Source organism: Anabaena sp. 54 (assembly GCF_017355725.1).
GTDB classification, from domain to species: domain Bacteria; phylum Cyanobacteriota; class Cyanobacteriia; order Cyanobacteriales; family Nostocaceae; genus Dolichospermum; species Dolichospermum heterosporum.
Window position 1 is genome coordinate 154,510 of sequence record NZ_JAAVWA010000007.1, and the last position, 16,885, is coordinate 171,394.

13 protein-coding genes are annotated in these 16,885 nt (G+C 39.0%); 6 read left to right on the forward strand and 7 right to left on the reverse strand.

The genetic code is table 11. The features are described from left to right. Positions 1-206: 206 nt before the first annotated feature. From ftsH3 to HEQ36_RS10460, 5 genes are all read right to left on the reverse strand, one after another. On the reverse strand, positions 207-2,051 hold the full coding sequence (gene ftsH3, locus HEQ36_RS10440) for an ATP-dependent zinc metalloprotease FtsH3 (RefSeq protein WP_168636911.1): 1,845 nt from the start codon (positions 2,049-2,051) through the stop codon (positions 207-209). 203 nt (positions 2,052-2,254) lie between these two features. Continuing rightward, a complete protein-coding gene (locus HEQ36_RS10445; RefSeq protein WP_168636910.1) occupies positions 2,255-3,040 on the reverse strand; it encodes a hypothetical protein in 786 nt (261 codons plus the stop codon). A 176-nt stretch (positions 3,041-3,216) separates the two neighbouring features. Further along, entirely contained in the window at positions 3,217-4,431 is a 1,215-nt protein-coding gene (locus tag HEQ36_RS10450; protein ID WP_168636909.1) for an acetate kinase, read from the reverse strand. A gap of 41 nt (positions 4,432-4,472) precedes the next feature. Further along, positions 4,473-6,875, reverse strand: a complete 2,403-nt coding sequence (locus HEQ36_RS10455; protein WP_168636908.1) for an exonuclease domain-containing protein — start codon at positions 6,873-6,875, stop codon at positions 4,473-4,475. Positions 6,876-7,040: 165 nt separating this feature from the next. Next, on the reverse strand, positions 7,041-8,384 hold the full coding sequence (locus HEQ36_RS10460; protein WP_168636907.1) for a DEAD/DEAH box helicase: 1,344 nt from the start codon (positions 8,382-8,384) through the stop codon (positions 7,041-7,043). 275 nt (positions 8,385-8,659) lie between these two features. Between HEQ36_RS10460 and HEQ36_RS10465 the strand changes: the two genes are divergently transcribed. The 5 genes from HEQ36_RS10465 to HEQ36_RS10485 all read left to right on the forward strand — a co-directional run bounded on the left by HEQ36_RS10465 (position 8,660) and on the right by HEQ36_RS10485 (position 14,671). Continuing rightward, the gene (locus HEQ36_RS10465) at positions 8,660-9,784 is read left to right on the forward strand and encodes a DNA cytosine methyltransferase (protein ID WP_168636906.1); all 1,125 of its coding nucleotides are present in this window, start codon (positions 8,660-8,662) and stop codon (positions 9,782-9,784) included. A gap of 113 nt (positions 9,785-9,897) precedes the next feature. Next, the gene (gene deoC / locus HEQ36_RS10470; protein WP_039200300.1) at positions 9,898-10,584 is read left to right on the forward strand and encodes a deoxyribose-phosphate aldolase; all 687 of its coding nucleotides are present in this window, start codon (positions 9,898-9,900) and stop codon (positions 10,582-10,584) included. 116 nt (positions 10,585-10,700) lie between these two features. Beyond that, the gene (gene recO, locus HEQ36_RS10475; protein ID WP_168636905.1) at positions 10,701-11,630 is read left to right on the forward strand and encodes a DNA repair protein RecO; all 930 of its coding nucleotides are present in this window, start codon (positions 10,701-10,703) and stop codon (positions 11,628-11,630) included. Then, a complete protein-coding gene (locus HEQ36_RS10480; protein ID WP_168636904.1) occupies positions 11,614-13,233 on the forward strand; it encodes an MFS transporter in 1,620 nt (539 codons plus the stop codon). Before recO ends, HEQ36_RS10480 begins: the two co-directional genes overlap by 17 nt. A gap of 289 nt (positions 13,234-13,522) precedes the next feature. Next, complete coding sequence (locus HEQ36_RS10485; RefSeq protein WP_027401627.1) at positions 13,523-14,671, forward strand: glycosyltransferase family 4 protein; 1,149 nt, start codon at positions 13,523-13,525, stop codon at positions 14,669-14,671. A 62-nt stretch (positions 14,672-14,733) separates the two neighbouring features. On the opposite strand, the gene HEQ36_RS10490 is transcribed toward HEQ36_RS10485, so the two are convergent. Both HEQ36_RS10490 and HEQ36_RS10495 read right to left on the reverse strand, forming a co-directional pair. Beyond that, complete coding sequence (locus HEQ36_RS10490; RefSeq protein WP_053539365.1) at positions 14,734-14,967, reverse strand: hypothetical protein; 234 nt, start codon at positions 14,965-14,967, stop codon at positions 14,734-14,736. A gap of 174 nt (positions 14,968-15,141) precedes the next feature. Continuing rightward, positions 15,142-15,372: an RNA chaperone Hfq gene (locus HEQ36_RS10495; protein WP_053539364.1), complete on the reverse strand. Its 231-nt coding sequence runs from the start codon at positions 15,370-15,372 to the stop codon at positions 15,142-15,144. Positions 15,373-15,490: 118 nt separating this feature from the next. Between HEQ36_RS10495 and dapF the strand changes: the two genes are divergently transcribed. Beyond that, positions 15,491-16,330 (forward strand): diaminopimelate epimerase, encoded by an 840-nt coding sequence (dapF, locus tag HEQ36_RS10500; protein ID WP_053539363.1) that lies wholly within the window; start codon positions 15,491-15,493, stop codon positions 16,328-16,330. Positions 16,331-16,885: the final 555 nt, after the last annotated feature.

Genomic DNA, 16,885 nt, shown 5'->3' on the forward strand with positions numbered 1-16,885 from the left:
ATAAAAAAATGTCCCAAAACTGACGCAAAAAACCTCTCTATTTTTTCTCTCTCTGTGTCCTCTGTGCCTCTGTGGTTCGTTTTAAAAAAAGAGTATTAGGCTTAACTAAACCGTATGGGATTTTAGCATCTTTAACGTTCACAAGAAACTAAAAAGAGTAATTCCAGAAAAACCAGAATTACCCTTTTTAGATATTTAAGAAAAAACTACGCAAAAGCTGCCATTTTCACATCGTTATTACCAAGGATTTGTTGTAATTCCTCAGCGTCAACGGTTTCTTTATCTATCAGCATTTGAGCAATTTCATCTAAAACCTGGCGGTTATTGACTAAAACTTCTTTAGCTCGAATGTAAGCCGTATCAACTAACTTCCGCACTTCTTCATCAATAGCAGCAGCAGTTTCTTCCGAGAAATCGCGTTCTGACATAATATCTCGACCCAGGAACATATTTCCTTGTTGACGACCCAGGGCTACTGGACCCAAGCGATCGCTCATCCCAAACCGAGTTATCATTTGTTTAGCTACTCTAGCCACTTGCTGTAAATCATTAGAAGCACCAGTAGTCACTTCCTCTTCACCAAAAATGATTTCTTCAGCCAGACGACCACCTAAAGCCACAGCCATTTGATTTTCCAAATAAGCACGGCTATATAAGCCAGTGTCCATGCGGTCTTCACTAGGAGTAAACCAAGTTAAACCACCGGCTTGACCACGAGGAATAATGCTAATCTTTTGCACAGGGTCATAGTCAGGCATTAAAGCCCCAACTAAAGCGTGGCCTGCTTCATGGTATGCAACCAAAGTTTTGCGCTTTTCGCTCATTACCCGGTCTTTCTTTTCGGGTCCAGCTAATACACGGTCAATTGCATCATTAATTTCATCCATCGAAATTTCAGTTAAATTGCGACGGGCGGCTAAAATTGCGGCTTCATTCAACAGGTTAGATAAATCTGCACCGGTAAAACCAGGAGTCCGGCGGGCAATTTTATCCAAGTCTACATCTTTAGATAAAGTTTTACCACGGGCATGAACTCTGAGAATTTCACTTCTACCAGCGTAGTCGGGACGGTCAACCACAACTTGACGGTCAAAACGACCTGGACGTAATAAAGCAGCGTCTAATACATCAGGACGGTTGGTAGCAGCAATAATAATAATACCAGTGTTACCTTCAAAACCATCCATTTCCGTTAGTAACTGGTTGAGGGTTTGTTCCCGTTCGTCGTTACCACCACCTAAACCAGCGCCCCGTTGACGACCTACTGCGTCAATTTCATCAATAAAGACGATACAAGGAGCATTGGTTTTCGCTTGTTCAAATAAATCGCGGACACGGGAAGCACCCACACCAACGAACATTTCCACAAATTCAGAACCAGAAATTGAGAAGAAAGGAACACCAGCTTCGCCCGCTACAGCCCGCGCGAGGAGGGTTTTACCAGTACCAGGAGGTCCAACTAAAAGTACACCTTTAGGAATTTTTGCACCAATGGCGGTAAAGCGATCGGCATTCTTTAAAAAGTCTACAACTTCATTTAATTCTAATTTGGCTTGGTCAATACCCGCAACGTCACCAAAGGTAACTTGAGTTTGGGGTTCCATTTGCACTCTGGCTTTAGATTTACCAAAGTTCATAGCTTGGCTACCTGGTCCACCTTGTGCGCGACGGAGGAGGAAAAATAAACCAACTAACAGCAATACAGGGAAGAATAAGCTGCTAAGAGCCTTAAACCAGAATCCTTCGTCTGCTTGAGGTAATACGGCAATATCAACACCTTTATTTGTCAGAGTATTGATTAAATCTGGGTCATTAACTAAGGTAACAATCTTTTTGTTAGGGTCATATTTAGGTGTCACCAAGGCTGTAGACCGGTCGGAACTTAAACTGACTCTCTCAACTCTGCCTTTTTCGACTTCTTGGATAAATTGGCTGTAGCGCCATGTTTCTCGGCTTTGAGGTTGTTTGTCAAACAATGCCGTTCCTAGTGCAATAACGACTATAAAAAGGAGCGCGTACAGCCCCGTATTTCGCCATTTTTTATTATTCACCGATGTTGATTCTCCTGTACTTGTTTGCTGCTTATACCTAGCTTCTCTAAGGAAGAGGACATTATGATAATTATGTTAACTTATCTTAATATATCTTAAAATAATCCTCCTGTCATAATAAAAATAATCTGTTCTACCCTACAGGTCTAAAAGATGAGGATAGTAGAAATTCTATTGTAACGATTCTTCGCAGTTGTCCGTTGTCAATCTTTTTCTGGTGGTCTAATACTAACTGTGCCGTCGGCATTTGTAACGACCTTTCCTCCCAGGGCTTCAATTTCCTGAATTGCTCGGTTGCGAGTTTTTTCATCTACATTATTGTTTAAAACCATTGCCCATGTAGCCACTCGTGCTGCTTTACTATCAGGATTTTTACTCAGAAACTTGGCAGTTTTTTGAGAAATAAACGCTACTTGCTTACCTTCTTCATCAGTATAAGTGCTTGCCCACTCTGCGGCTTTGAGAAAAGATTTTTTTGATGCCTGAGCATTACCTAAAAATAGTAACTCATCTGTGCCTTTATAGCGCCAGATATAGTATGACCTGGGGGGAATTTGTGGTGATAAAGATTTTAATCCTTTTTCCATTAAAGCTATAGTTCTATCTGGCATACCACCGTATAAAGAACTACTTATAGAAAGTCCTAAATAAGCTTCTAAAAAACGTGGATCACGGTCTAAAATAACTTCAAAATACTCTGGGCTGATACTGTATCCAGTTTTATCTCTGGCTTCATTATCACCGAAGAATTGCAAAAAATCAATATATACCCAATCGGCAATGAAATTTTTATAACTAAAACTGGGGATAGCCTCAAGTAAGTTTAAGCGAAAACTTTCTTTCTTGAGGTCTTTTTGGAGAGCTTCTACGGAAATAGCTTGTTTATTAATTAATAGTTTTTGCAGTTCTGGTATTTGCATTAAGCTAATACTGACAATACAAAAGCAAGCAACTAATGGCGTGGTAATAGCTTCACGAGATAAAAACATAGTGGGGGAGTGGGGGGAGTGGGGGGGGAGTGGGGGGAGTGGGGGAGAAATTTCTTTCTTCTGAACTCCTGATAGCGTTCACGTGGTGTGCCGAAGGCATAGCGTGGCGTTAGCCATACTCCTGAATGGGCGCAGGCGGGCGCAGGCCCTGCGCCCCTACCTCCTGAACTCCTGTATTATTGTTGCAGCAATTTCCAACATTGTTGAGCTATTGACCAATCTTCTTGAGTTTCTATGACTAAGATTCGTACTGTGGAATCAGATGTGGCAATATCAATATCAATAGGTTGTTGCTGATTTTTCGCCAAGTCAATTTTCAGTCCTAAAAATCCCCAAGCTTCACAAGCAGCTTGACGGATTGCTGGGGAGTTTTCGCCGACTCCAGCGGTAAAGACTAAAACATCTAAACCTGCTAAACTAGCCAGCATTGCCCCGATACCAGCCCGGAGGCTATGTACGTATATATCCCAAGCTAGTTGAGCGCGTTGATTACCTTGGTCTTTTGCAGCTATCACTTCCCTTAAATCACTAGATATTCCAGAAATACCTTTTAATCCTGAAGCTTTATTTAACACATTATCTAGTTCGTGACTAGAGTAATTATACTGTTGCAATAAGTAAATCAAAATCCCTGGATCTATTGAACCACTGCGGCTACCCATCATTAAACCATCTAGAGGAGTAAATCCCATTGTTGTGTCAATACTGCAACCATTTTTGATGGCGGCTAAAGAACAACCATTACCTAAATGACAGGTAATTATTCGCAGAGATTGTAAATCTTGACCAAGAATTTCCGCTGCTCGATTGGCACAATACTGGTGACTGATGCCATGAAAGCCATAACGACGGATACCCTGTTCAACTAAATGATAGGGGATGGGATAGATAGCTGCGGCATCGGGTAAAGTGCGGTGAAATCCAGTATCAAAAACTGCTACTTGGGGGATATTCCCTAGACTATTTTCAATGGTTTCAATACCAGCTAAAGCGGCTGGATTATGGGCTGGGGCTAGATTACATAAGTGAGCGATCGCCTGTTTAATTTTTTCCGTAATTATTACAGCCTCTTGGTAATCTTGACCACCATGTACCACTCGATGTCCTACCACATCTATGGCTGCTAAATCATCAATTACCTTGGTTTCACCATTCGTAAGAGTAGATAACAAATGAGTAAATTGCACCTGTCGGGAATCACCAGAAATGGTTTCTTGCAGTTTTGCACCTGTAGCGGTTTTAACTGTAATTTCTGCCTGATTTTGGTTTTCAGTCCAATTTATTTTTCCTTCCCAAAGAGGTTGGGGGGCTAAATTAGGAATCGGGGATGTCATGTCGTACAGACAACTCTTTTGGCTGCTAGAACCGGCATTGAGGATGAGTATTTTCATAAATTAAAATTTACGCACTGTAACAATTTACTACAGTGATTTTATTGTTTGGGTGGCGTAAAACCAAACTTTGTAAAAATCCAGTGATACCATTCTTGATGAGTGGTAACGAAAGTTAAAGCTGATTCCAAATCTATATCTAAATCTTTGTTATGAATACTGATAATCAGATCATAAATCAAATCAAAGAGAATCCTATCTTCTTTATTAAACAACATAAAATTCCCATTAGCACTATTTTCTAGTTGTTTAATTCGTTCCTTACCGACTTTAGCAGTAATACCTGGTTGACGTTCATCTCTGATTAAATAAAATTGGCTTTGGGAATTATTAATAACTAATTCATTGAAATTACTAATCCGACTCGTAAAGGGAGTACCACTAATTTCTAAAAAAGCAATTACATGATACTGATTTCCCTTTTCAATAACAATATGTTCTGGTAATACCTTCTTACCTAAACGATATTGGCTTAATTTAAATGACTGGATATGAGTTAAAGCTTCAGCAATATTTTTCAATTTACCAACATCATCACCATCACTAATAATAGATGGATTATGATATTTTTGTTCTAACTCAATTCTATGTTCATTCAGATATTCAATTACAGGATTTACGGGAATTGTAGTTTCACCAGATAAATAAGTTGCTAATTTATTATGTAAGTTCCTTAAATCAACAGCATTAGGTGATTGTATAGCTTGAATTAGTTGACTTAACACTTCCATTGATGTTTGTTGCTGTTGCTGTAAAAATTTTAATTGCTGTTCTATTTTTTCATTACCATCTAATTCCCGAATTGGTTTTCTTTCGTCTGGTAAAGAAATTCCATTAACTCTATGATCATAGTATTTAGCCGCCCGATTTAAAGCTGCCCGAATAGGTTTCTTCCCTAAAATATCATCTAAATCTTCAGGTAAAAATAACTGTTCTAAGGTAATATCTACAGTTTGTATTTTCACTTTGAGAATAGATTTAACTTCCGCTTCTGTTGGTTGACGTAAAGAAACCTGATATTGAGCTACTCTCCCAATAATAGATTGATCAAATATTGTTTGAAATTTTTCCCACCTATCAGGAAATAAATTCAAAATAATTAAACTATTGGGAACATGAGTGAAAATTTCTTTGATACCTTCCCCAAAATTTAACAAAATTTCTTGATTGTGTGGAAGTCCTAAACCTTCTAATTGATCAAAAATAATAATTAAAGGTTCATCCAAAATAGATAATTTACCTAAAACGGAAATAGCTTCTAACGAAAAAGCTTCCTTACTAATTTCTTCTCCCCAATTTGGTAAACCAACGGTTTCAGATTCTTCGTCAGTTAAAACATTTCCGGCTAACCAACGAGTGCTAATATTTCTATATTTATAATCTGTATAACTGCAATATTTAACCATGCCTTTAATGATAGATAAAGCAAAACTACCCGGAGCATAATTACTCATCCACCATTCATTAATAGTCTTTTCTATATATTGCCAATATTCTCGTTTTCGTTGTGTATTTTCTTTACTTAAAGCACTAATACTATTATCTTCTAAATCATATAAGGCTTTTAAAATATCTATATCTTTTTGTGTAACATCTCTATCATTAAGACTAACTATTTTCCGAAAAGTGTTAATAATTAAAGAGTATAATTGAGGTAAATTTCCGGCTTTCTCAACTAGAGATTCTAAAATTCTACTATAAATATGATAAAGTACAGATTGAGCATTATTAGGCTGCCGAACAAACAGTAATCTATTACTTGATAATCTCTCATTAGCCAGTCGCATCATTAAATGAGTTTTACCAGTACCTGGTTCTCCAATAACAACAACACCTTTACTCTGATGATTAGGATCTAATTTGATGTTATTTAAAGAAGTTTGTAAAATCTGAAATTCTCGATGATAAGTATCAGCATAATCTGGATGATGTTGAAAAGGAGTGTCAACTCGACTGCTAGTAAATGGATTAGGTTGTTTTTTGAGATGTTCTAACATAATTTTTCTATAAAGATGATAAGTAAATGTGGCATCATAACTAGCGGTATGTGCCATATTCGGCAGAAAATATTGATTATTAGCTCGCAGATTCAAGTATTTACTCAGATACTCTAAAGAATAACTTTCTAAATTTGGAAAACAGTCTTTAGCTAAAATCCAAGTACAATCAAATTCTAAATTATGCCAAGGTAAACCAACTTGTCGAAAACTATACTTGAGGATATCAATATCATGTTCTGCATAGTGACAGATAATTTTTTTATCTTCAACAATAGTCAAAAATTCTGTTAATAAGGTTTTGAGACTTTTGAGATTTAAAACATTTTGAAAACCATGAGAATTACCATCACAAAAACCTTCATAAATCACCACACCTTGACTATTAACAATAGCTAATTCAGTTAAATTTGGGTTGCCTTCAGTATCTAAAATAACAAAGTCCATATTTGTCAGTAGATAATAGTAATACCTGTGCTAATTGTATCATAAATTATAAAGAACCGATTTCACCAAATATCAGTTCCCAAACCCCAAAAGTAGTCTGGGGAATGGGTAAAAGTTGATAATTGTCAATTGTCAATTGTCATTTATCAATTATCAACTCAGCTATTACCTACGTTTACCAGAACGACGTGGTGTAGGAGAACTAGAACCAGGCTTTTTATCCCCTGCGGCTGTGCGTGAAGAAGGCTGTCTAGGTGATTTTGAAGAAGCAGATTTAGGAGCAGAACGACGAGTCCGCTGATTTCCACCACCACCAGAAGGAGCTTTGCGTCCATTAGGAATTGGTTCAGCTTTAATTTCTGGGTTGACTCCAAAACCATCTACCACTTCTTTCGGTAAACGCTGCTCAATGAGTTTCTCAATATCCGCTAACAAATGATGTTCATCAACACATACAAGGGAAATCGCTTGACCTTCCGCACCAGCGCGTCCAGTCCGACCAATGCGATGCACATAATCCTCTGGGACATTGGGTAAATCGTAATTAATAACGTGAGGTAGTTCGCTAATATCAAGACCACGCGCAGCAATATCCGTTGCTACCAATACCTGCAAAGTCCCATCTTTAAACTTGGCTAAAGCATGAGTTCGCGCTCCCTGGCTCTTATTACCGTGAATAGCGAGCGCTTGAATGCGATCTTCACCCAACTGCTTCACCAACCGGTCAGCACCATGCTTGGTGCGGCTAAATACTAATACTTGATACCATTTGTTTTCTCGAATTAGATGAGAAAGTAATTGGCGTTTGCGATCGCGGTCTACATGATAAACTTTTTGTGATACCGTTGCCGCAGTCACATTTCGGCGTGCGACTTCAATCATAGTCGGGTTATTTAGTAACCCAGCCGCAAGAGTTTTAACTTTATCAGAGAAAGTTGCAAAAAATAGCAGATTCTGCCGCTGTTTAGGCAAAAGTGAAAGAATACGCCGGATATCATTAATAAACCCCATGTCCAGCATTCGGTCTGCTTCATCCAGTACCAACACTTCCACACGGGACAAATTCACAGTCCCTTGTTGGACATGATCTAACAATCGTCCTGGAGTTGAAACCAAAATATCTACACGGGTTCTCAATTTCTGTTTTTGGGGACCAATACTCACTCCCCCAAACATCACCATTGAATTCAAATTCAAATATTTACCATAATCACGGACACTTTCTTGCACCTGTGCAGCGAGTTCACGAGTAGGAGTCAGAATTAAGGCGCGAATTGGCGGAAATCCATGAGAATTACTAGAAATGCCCTTATTTGCAGACAAACGATGTAACAAAGGCAGAGTGAAACTGGCAGTTTTACCAGTACCCGTTTGCGCTCCAGCCATAATATCACCACCGGACAACACCACAGGAATAGCCTGTGTCTGGATTGGTGTAGGTTTATCATATCCCCGCTCAGTGACAGCACGAACAATTTCCGGGGACAAGCCGAGATTAGAAAAAGACATAGAACTCCAAGAATAACATCGGCCTGTCGCCAATCACGGCTTCAGTCTTAGGCGGACGAATGGTTTAAAATACACAAATGGGCAATAAGCACCAAGACTAGGGGCAAATCCCACAGCCTCTGATCATAGCAGAATTATGGTGAAATCTGAACCTATAGGAATTATCCCTTGTGCTACTTGTACCAATATTAGTATAAATACGCTAAATATTCTTTGTACAATCAATATAATTCCTAAGAAAGCTAAACAAAAAATTAAACCGTTCATAATGTCAAATGTCTACCCCCCTTATCTTCTCATTCTTTTCCGGTTCAGGCTTCCTCGATTTAGGTTTTGAAACCACAGGCTATAACATCGCTTACGTTAACGAAATCTTCCCTCCATTCATGTCCGCATATCGCTATTCACGGGAAATTCTCCATCTCCCCCAACCTGAATATGGATATCATCAAGAAGAGGCCGCAGACGTAAGTAAATTAATAGTAGGAACACCAGCACAACGATTAAATGAATTAGTCAAAGATTCTCGTAAATCAAATAATGTAATTGGCTTTATTGGTGGTCCACCCTGTCCTGATTTTTCTATTGGTGGCAAAAACAAAGGACATTTAGGTGATAATGGTAAACTCTCATTTGCTTATGTTGAATTAATTTGTCAAAATCTACCCGATTTCTTTTTATTTGAAAATGTTAAAGGTTTGTGGAGAACTACAAAACACCGTTTATTTTTTGAAGAACTAAAAATTAAATTACAAAAATTCGGTTATATCTTAACAGAACGGTTAATTAATTCTATTGAATATGGTGTCCCTCAAGATAGAGATAGAATTATTTTAATAGGTTTTCAAGCTAAATTTCTCAAAGATATAAAAATCAAAGATGAATTTACTTTTCCTTGGGAAAACCATATTTTATATCCTCAAGAACAAATATTTACGTATCCTTGGAATAAATGCGAGCCATTTCAAGAGGATTCCATAATTCCTTGTCCTAAAAATATTCCTGAAAAACTCACTGTTGAATATTGGTTTAGAAAAAATCACGTTCTCAACCATCCTAATGCTCAACATCATTTTCAACCAAGAGCAGGTAAAACAAAATTTGCTACTATTGCTGAAGGAGATGATTCCAAAAAATCATTTAAACGTTTGCACAGGTGGCGTTATTCTCCCACAGCTTGCTATGGTAATAATGAGGTGCATTTACATCCTTATAAGATCAGACGCATTTCTGTAGCCGAAGCTTTAGCAATTCAATCTTTACCCGAAGATTTTTCCCTTCCAGAAAATATGTCACTTACGAATATGTTTAAAACCGTTGGTAATGGTGTTCCCTACTTAGCAGCAAAAGCCTTAGCACAAACTATTCTTGACTTTTTAAACACTGGTTCGCAAGAATAAGGGCGCAGGCCCTGCGCCCCTACTTTCTGACTTCTCTTGATATGTAGTTTAATATATAAGAAATACTTTAATTTTCATCAAGTTTAATCAACTTTACACCAAAAACAAAAACGATGGCAGCAGACTATCCAAATATTGATATTGCACCATTTATTGATCACTCTCTGCTATTACCAATCGCCACCCCAGAGCAGATTAGTCAATGGTGCGACGAAGCATATAGATATAACTTTGCAGCGGTATGTGTAAATCCCTGCTATGTCAAGCAAGTAGCAGAACTTCTCTATAAAAAAAATCCTCAAGTTTGTACAGTCATTGGTTTTCCCAATGGTGCAAATACTTCAGCCGTAAAGTTATATGAAGCTAAAGAAGCAGTAGACAATGGTGCTACTGAGTTGGATGTAGTTATTAATTTAGGGTGGTTAAAAGCGGGAAAAACAGAGGAAGTTCACCGAGAAATTGCCACAATTTGTGAAGAAGCTGGACAACCTGTAAAGGTAATTTTAGAAACTAGCCTCCTGACGGATACAGAGAAACAAATCGCTGCGGAACTGGCTTTGGATGCTGGTGCTGCATTCTTAAAAACTAGTACAGGTTGGAATGGTGGCGCAACTGTAGCTGACGTGAAGCTTTTGAAAGAGATAGCAAAAGATCGTGTAGGCATCAAAGCATCAGGAGGTATTCGCACTCATAATGATGCTTTAGAGTTAATTATGGCTGGTGCGACTAGACTAGGTACATCCCGCGGTGTGGATTTACTTCGTCAACGCAATTACCCAGAAAAAGAAAAGAGTGAGTAGTCAGTCGTCCTTTGTTTAGCTGTTCTTTGTCAGTTGTCCTTTGTCTGTTGTTCTTCCTTTACTACTGACCACTGACCACTGACCACTGACTACTGACTACTAACTACTGACTAAAAATGAGCAAAACCTACAAAGCAACTGGTATTAATCTCAAGGCGCAAGCGCTGGGCGAATCTGATAAAATAGTTACAATTTTAACTCAAGAATTTGGGTTAATTCGGGCAGTTGCGACGGGAGTACGGAAACAAAACTCCAGCTTGGGGGGGAGAATGGGGATGTTTGTCATTAATGAATTACTCATTTCCCAAGGACGAAATCTCGATAGAATTACTCAAGCTGAAACTATCAAAACTTATCCGGGTTTATCTAAGGATTTGGGTAAATTAGCTGCTAGTCAATATTTAGCGGAAATAGTTTTGTGTCAAGCGTTAAGCGAACAACCGCAAACAGAACTTTATGAGTTATTTAATGAGCATCTTCAGCGGCTAGAGGATATACCAAAAATAGAAATAAACTGTGTAGTTGCCTATCTAGCTCAAGGTGTATTTCAACTTTTATCCTTAGCGGGACTAACACCACAAGTAGAGTCTTGTTGTTTAACTCAACGGCTTTTAACCCCAGACTGGACAAATCCCCATTGGCAAGTTGGATTTAGCATTCCTTCTGGTGGCATAATTTGTTTAGACGCTTGGAAAACCTTGCGAACAGAAATAGAGCAGGAGAAACGGGAAAATAGGGAAATGACACAAACAAGCCAGACAAATGTTTCCAATCCCCAATTCTGGTCTTCTAACCCTAGCTACGAAACGGTTTTTCACCAGCAGGAGTTACCAATTATTTCTCGTCGGTTGAATGGGAAACAACTGGTTATGCTTCAACATCTGTCGGAAACAGAGATAATACAAATAGATGTGGCCGACTATTCTGGATGGTTAGCTGTTGAGCAAATTTTACGCCAGTATGTTCAGTATCATTTAGGACAACCTATTCGCTCTGCCACTTTGATTGATTCCTATTTTGCCGCCAACCATGATGCAATCGTCTGATTTAAATAAAAAAAGCCGAACTCACTCACCTAGCGACGCTAAAAAAAAGCATAAAGCATCAGATCATAATGTTGCTTCTGCTCCTAAACTTAGTCATATTCATAGTCCAGAAATGTCACTAAAAGATGTTTCTGAAGATGGAAATTGCCCATCAGAAATTCCATTAACTGATATTTCTCAAGCCTCAGAAATAAAATCTGATCCATTATTAAATGGTACGGAATCGAATGGTAAATTAACGCCGGATTTAACGCCAGCAACGCCGCCATTAATAGATGCCGATTCTGGGGGTACGGATTCTGCAAATAATCAACAGGCGGGGTTTTTACCTGTATTAAAAAACCCTAACTTTCTCGCTCTTTGGGCGGGTCAAGTTTTCTGTCAATTAGCTGATAAGGTTTATTTAGTATTGATGATTGCTTTGATTAATAGCCAGTTTCAAGCTAGTAATCAAAGTATTAGCGGTTGGGTTTCGGCTTTAATGATAGCGTTTACAATTCCTGCCGTATTATTTGGCTCTGTAGCTGGGGTATTTGTAGATCGTTGGTCAAAAAAAGTTGTTTTGGTAGCATCAAATATTTGGCGTGGTATTCTGGTTTTACTTATTCCTACCCTGTTATGGTTAACCCATGATTGGCAGCCTATTGGCGTTTTGCCTGTGGGTTTTTTGATTATTTTAGGAGTAACTTTTTTGGTTTCTACCTTAACACAATTTTTTGCCCCGGCAGAACAATCGGCTATTCCTTTAATAGTCAAAGAACAGGATTTGCTTTCAGCTAATTCTCTCTACACAACGACAATGATGGCTTCGGTGATTGTGGGTTTTGCGGTAGGAGAACCAGTGTTGGCATTAGCAGACGGACTGTGGGGGCAATTAGGCGGTGGTGGGGGATTGGGTAAGGAAATTTTGGTGGGTGGTAGTTATGCGATCGCTGGGTTAATATTATTTCTACTCCAAACTAACGAAAAACCCCATCCCCCGGAAACAGAATTTCCCCATGTTTTGTCAGACTTGCGCGACGGGTTACGTTACCTCCAAGAAAATCATCGCATCCGCAATGCTTTATTACAACTAATTATCCTATTTTCTGTCTTTGCCGCCCTGACTGTGCTGGCAGTTCGTATGGCAGAAATTATTCCCAATCTGAAAGCCTCTCAATTCGGCTTTTTATTAGCATCTGCTGGTGTTGGTGTGGCTATTGGGGCGACAATTCTCGGACAATTTGGACAACGCTTTTCCTATAAACAACTGAGTTTTTGGGGTTGTCTAGGTATGGCAGGATCTTTAATTGGTTTATCACTGTTCACTACTCAACTTTTACCCGTGCTGCTATTTATAGCTTTGGTGGGAATATTTGGGGCTTTGGTGGGTATCCCTATGCAAACTGCAATCCAAACCGAAACACCCCCAGCTATGCGAGGTAAGGTATTTGGACTGCAAAATAACGTGATTAATATTGCCCTTTCTCTCCCCTTGGCTTTAGCTGGTGTGGCGGAAACTTTTATCGGCTTAAAAGCAGTATTTTTTACCTTAGCTGCGATCGTCTTAGTTGGCGGTCTCTTTACTTGGTATAATTCTAGTGAGTCCTCAGATGGCAAATAGCCAGAAACTGCATCAAACTATTGGGTTTCGTGCTAAACTTAATCCAGCAAGATGCAAAATACTTGCTGGGAATCAACCAAATAATCAGCATATTAATTTGTAATCAAGTTAAAAACTTTATGAATTATTAGCATTATCAATAAAGCTATTGATTGTTTAATTGCCCAGATTATTTAGGTTTTAAAGTTAGAGATATCTGAGTTTTTGTGAATACCAAAAATTCGGCTATAACAACTTCATAATAAAAACAGTATATTTTACCCTCGTTTTTTTTATAGATAACCGAAGAATGCGTATAGCTTGGATTGGAAAAAAAACACCCTTTTGCGGTAACGTCACCTACAGTCGAGAAATTACCAACGGATTACTAGACAGGGGACACGAGGTTAGTTTTCTGCACTTTGCTCAAGAAGAAGCGACAACTGACAATTGGCCTAATTTTCAAGAAGTTCCTTTACCATTTATCTACAAATCTCAGGTTTACACAATTCCCTCTTTCAAAGCAACTAAGGTTTTGAAAGATTCACTACGGGAAATTAAACCAGATATAGTCCACGCTTCTCTGACTCTATCAACTTTAGATTTTGTTTTACCAGAAATTTGCGAAGAGTTAAATTTGCCCCTCATTGCTACTTTCCACACTCCATTTGCAGGGAAGGGAGCAAAATTAATATCTAGTACCCAGCTTTTAGCTTATCAACTTTATGCTCCCTTTTTAGATCATTATGATCGGGTAATTATCTTTTCCCAAATTCAACGGGAATTACTCTCAGGTATGGGGGTTGGGGACAGCAAAATTGCTGTGATTCCTAATGGTGTAGATCCTGTTAAGTATTCTCCCGGTGTTTCTCATGTTAAAGCCGAATTCGGGGCTGAACGTTTGTTTGTTTATCAAGGGAGAATCGCCCAAGAGAAAAACGTTGAATCTCTCTTGCGGGCTTGGAAGCAATCAGATATGGGTGTTAATACCAAATTATTGATTGTGGGTGATGGTCCATTAAAGCCTTCTCTGGAGTCATTTTATGGTCGAGAACATGGCATCATCTGGTTAGGATTTATCGCCGATGAAAATCGCCGGATCGAAATTTTACGAGGGGCGGATGTATTTATTTTACCTTCTTTGGTAGAGGGATTATCCTTGTCTTTATTAGAGGCTATGTCCTGTGGTGTAGCTTGTTTAGCTACTGACGTGGGTGCAGACGGGGAAGTTTTAGAAAAGGGGGCTGGTGTAGCGATTAATACAAGCAGTGTGCGATCGCAGTTAAAGACCCTATTACCACTATGCCAAGATCATCCAGAGTTAACCACATTGTTGGGAGAAAAAGCCAGGAAGCGAGTATTAGAACGCTATACCTTAAATGATAATATCACCCAATTAGAAGAGCTTTATAGCCAAGTTCTCGCCCAGCGTCCTTTAACACTAAGCTGGGGTATTTAAACCTCCGTAGGGGCGGGGTTCCCCCGCCCTTTATCAGTCTTCCTTGTAAGGCGTTAAAATGATCACGTGATCATTGGTAAACTTATGTCGAATCCTACACTATCTAGGTATGGTTTCCAGTCAAAAGCATTAATATCTAAACTGGTAAGAAAATTATTGATGATTGGGTTTAAAGGAATGTAATTGGGTACAGGGTTTGTCCCGATAGCTGTAGTCGTACCACCTACTATAATTTTTTGTTGGTCAATAGATATGTCTGCGAATACAGGTATATCTGTGATGCGTATTTTAGACATTGTAAAAATATCCTTAACGTTGATTAGTCTCGCTAAATTCCACCGTTAATTTAAATATTAGACAAAGCAATAATATCCAGTCAATCCGATAAGCAACTAGAAGCAACACAGTTTTATATAGATTTAAGTAGGTTGGCGTTAAAAATTGTTGGCATTCTGTGGGTTTAGTCCTGTTTAGGCTACTGTATCACTGAATGGTTTCATGTAGGCGATCGCCTGTTTCCAAACCATAATTTGCTCATTATTACCATCAAAAACACAGATACAATTGTGATCCTGCCAAAATATGCGACCTGTAATCAAATCACCAGTCATTAATCTAAATTCGACGGTTAATTTTTCTTTAATACACTTCTGGACTTGACGAATGCTAGGTAGGGAAGTATCAAATTGATTGGTTGCCATATATTATACTGGTAATTGGTAATTGGTAATTGGTAATTGACGACTGACAACCGACAACTGACAACTGACAAATTTTTTAATAGTATGAATGAATCTTTAATAATTCATTTAGGGCAAAATGGCAATCGAATTTACTAAGTATCACGGACTCGGTAATGATTTTATTCTTATTGATAACCGTTCCTCATTGACACCAGTATTAACACCAGAGAAAGCTGTACAGTGGTGCGATCGCCATTTTGGGATCGGAGCAGATGGTGTTATTTTCGCACTTCCTGGACAGAATGGCACTGATTACACCATGCGAATTTTTAACTCCGATGGTTCAGAACCGGAAATGTGTGGGAACGGGATTCGCTGTTTAGCGGTATTTTTGACAGACCTAGAAGGCATTTCCCGGACAAAAGATAAATATCATATTCATACCTTAGCAGGTGTGATTGCCCCCCAACTCACTGATGATGGTCAAGTTAAAGTGGATATGGGTGAACCCCGGTTATTAGCAGAAGAAATTCCTACCACTTTATCACCTAGTGAGTTTCAAGTCATTAATCAACCCTTGGAAGTAGCCGGGAAAACTTGGGATGTTACCTGTGTCAGCATGGGAAATCCCCACTGTATCACCTTTGTGGAAGATGTTGCGGCGATTAATTTAGAAAGCATTGGTTCCCAATTTGAAAATCATCCCGTATTTCCTAAAAAAACCAACACCGAATTTATTGAAATAGTCAATCGTAACTATTTGAAAATGCGCGTTTGGGAAAGAGGTGCTGGAATTACCCTCGCTTGTGGTACAGGTGCTTGTGCGTCCTTGGTAGCGGGTGTATTGAACGATAAATGCGATCGCACCGCTACCATAGAATTACCCGGCGGACCCCTAGAAATCGAATGGTCAGAACTTGACAACCGGATTTACATGACAGGACCCGCAGAACGAGTATTTACAGGTAAATATTAAATTTAGTCTGTTTTTGTTTTGAGTTGTAAGTTATACAAGCGATTGTCTACAAAACTATTGTAGGCGATCTGCTTGCAGCAGTGCTAGTTCCCTCCGGGACGCTCCGCGTAGCAAGATCCCGTAGGGTACGCCATCGCACTGTGCTAATTGATTTGTTTTTGGTATAATTATGAGAGTTTGGACTAATTATCACAGTATTTCCAGCTAAATCTTAAAACCTTCTCATAAGAATACCCGGTAAGTGGGAAACGAGCGCGTCTTTAGACCTGAGAGGGAAACGACACGAGCGGTTTTAACCGCTGTGGATATTAAAATTGAAACCAGATTTTTGATTGGAACCTGGAAACCAACTCCCATTTCTGGGGTAATGTTAGCTAGATGCCTCCGGCACGCTGCGCGAACGACCTGTTATAAGAGCTTGCTTGAGCTTGCAACACTGTTCCAGTGACCTTAGAACTGTTTAATTACAAGCGACAGAGCGGGGAACTAGCTTCGCATTCCGAGGTGTCGTGACTCAAATAACGGCTACCCTTCGACAACGCTCAGGGTGGTCTG

Bases quoted from the DNA above. Each gene is read 5' to 3' on its own strand.
- HEQ36_RS10445 (WP_168636910.1), bottom strand. From the start codon at position 3,040: ATGTTTTTATCTCGTGAAGCTATTACCACGCCATTAGTTGCTTGCTTT.
- HEQ36_RS10450 (WP_168636909.1), bottom strand. From the start codon at position 4,431: ATGAAAATACTCATCCTCAATGCCGGTTCTAGCAGCCAAAAGAGTTGT.
- HEQ36_RS10455 (WP_168636908.1), bottom strand. From the start codon at position 6,875: ATGGACTTTGTTATTTTAGATACTGAAGGCAACCCAAATTTAACTGAA.
- HEQ36_RS10460 (WP_168636907.1), bottom strand. From the start codon at position 8,384: ATGTCTTTTTCTAATCTCGGCTTGTCCCCGGAAATTGTTCGTGCTGTC.
- HEQ36_RS10465 (WP_168636906.1), top strand. From the start codon at position 8,660: ATGTCTACCCCCCTTATCTTCTCATTCTTTTCCGGTTCAGGCTTCCTC.
- deoC (WP_039200300.1), top strand. From the start codon at position 9,898: ATGGCAGCAGACTATCCAAATATTGATATTGCACCATTTATTGATCAC.
- recO (WP_168636905.1), top strand. From the start codon at position 10,701: ATGAGCAAAACCTACAAAGCAACTGGTATTAATCTCAAGGCGCAAGCG.
- HEQ36_RS10480 (WP_168636904.1), top strand. From the start codon at position 11,614: ATGATGCAATCGTCTGATTTAAATAAAAAAAGCCGAACTCACTCACCT.
- HEQ36_RS10485 (WP_027401627.1), top strand. From the start codon at position 13,523: ATGCGTATAGCTTGGATTGGAAAAAAAACACCCTTTTGCGGTAACGTC.
- HEQ36_RS10490 (WP_053539365.1), bottom strand. From the start codon at position 14,967: ATGTCTAAAATACGCATCACAGATATACCTGTATTCGCAGACATATCT.
- HEQ36_RS10495 (WP_053539364.1), bottom strand. From the start codon at position 15,372: ATGGCAACCAATCAATTTGATACTTCCCTACCTAGCATTCGTCAAGTC.
- dapF (WP_053539363.1), top strand. From the start codon at position 15,491: ATGGCAATCGAATTTACTAAGTATCACGGACTCGGTAATGATTTTATT.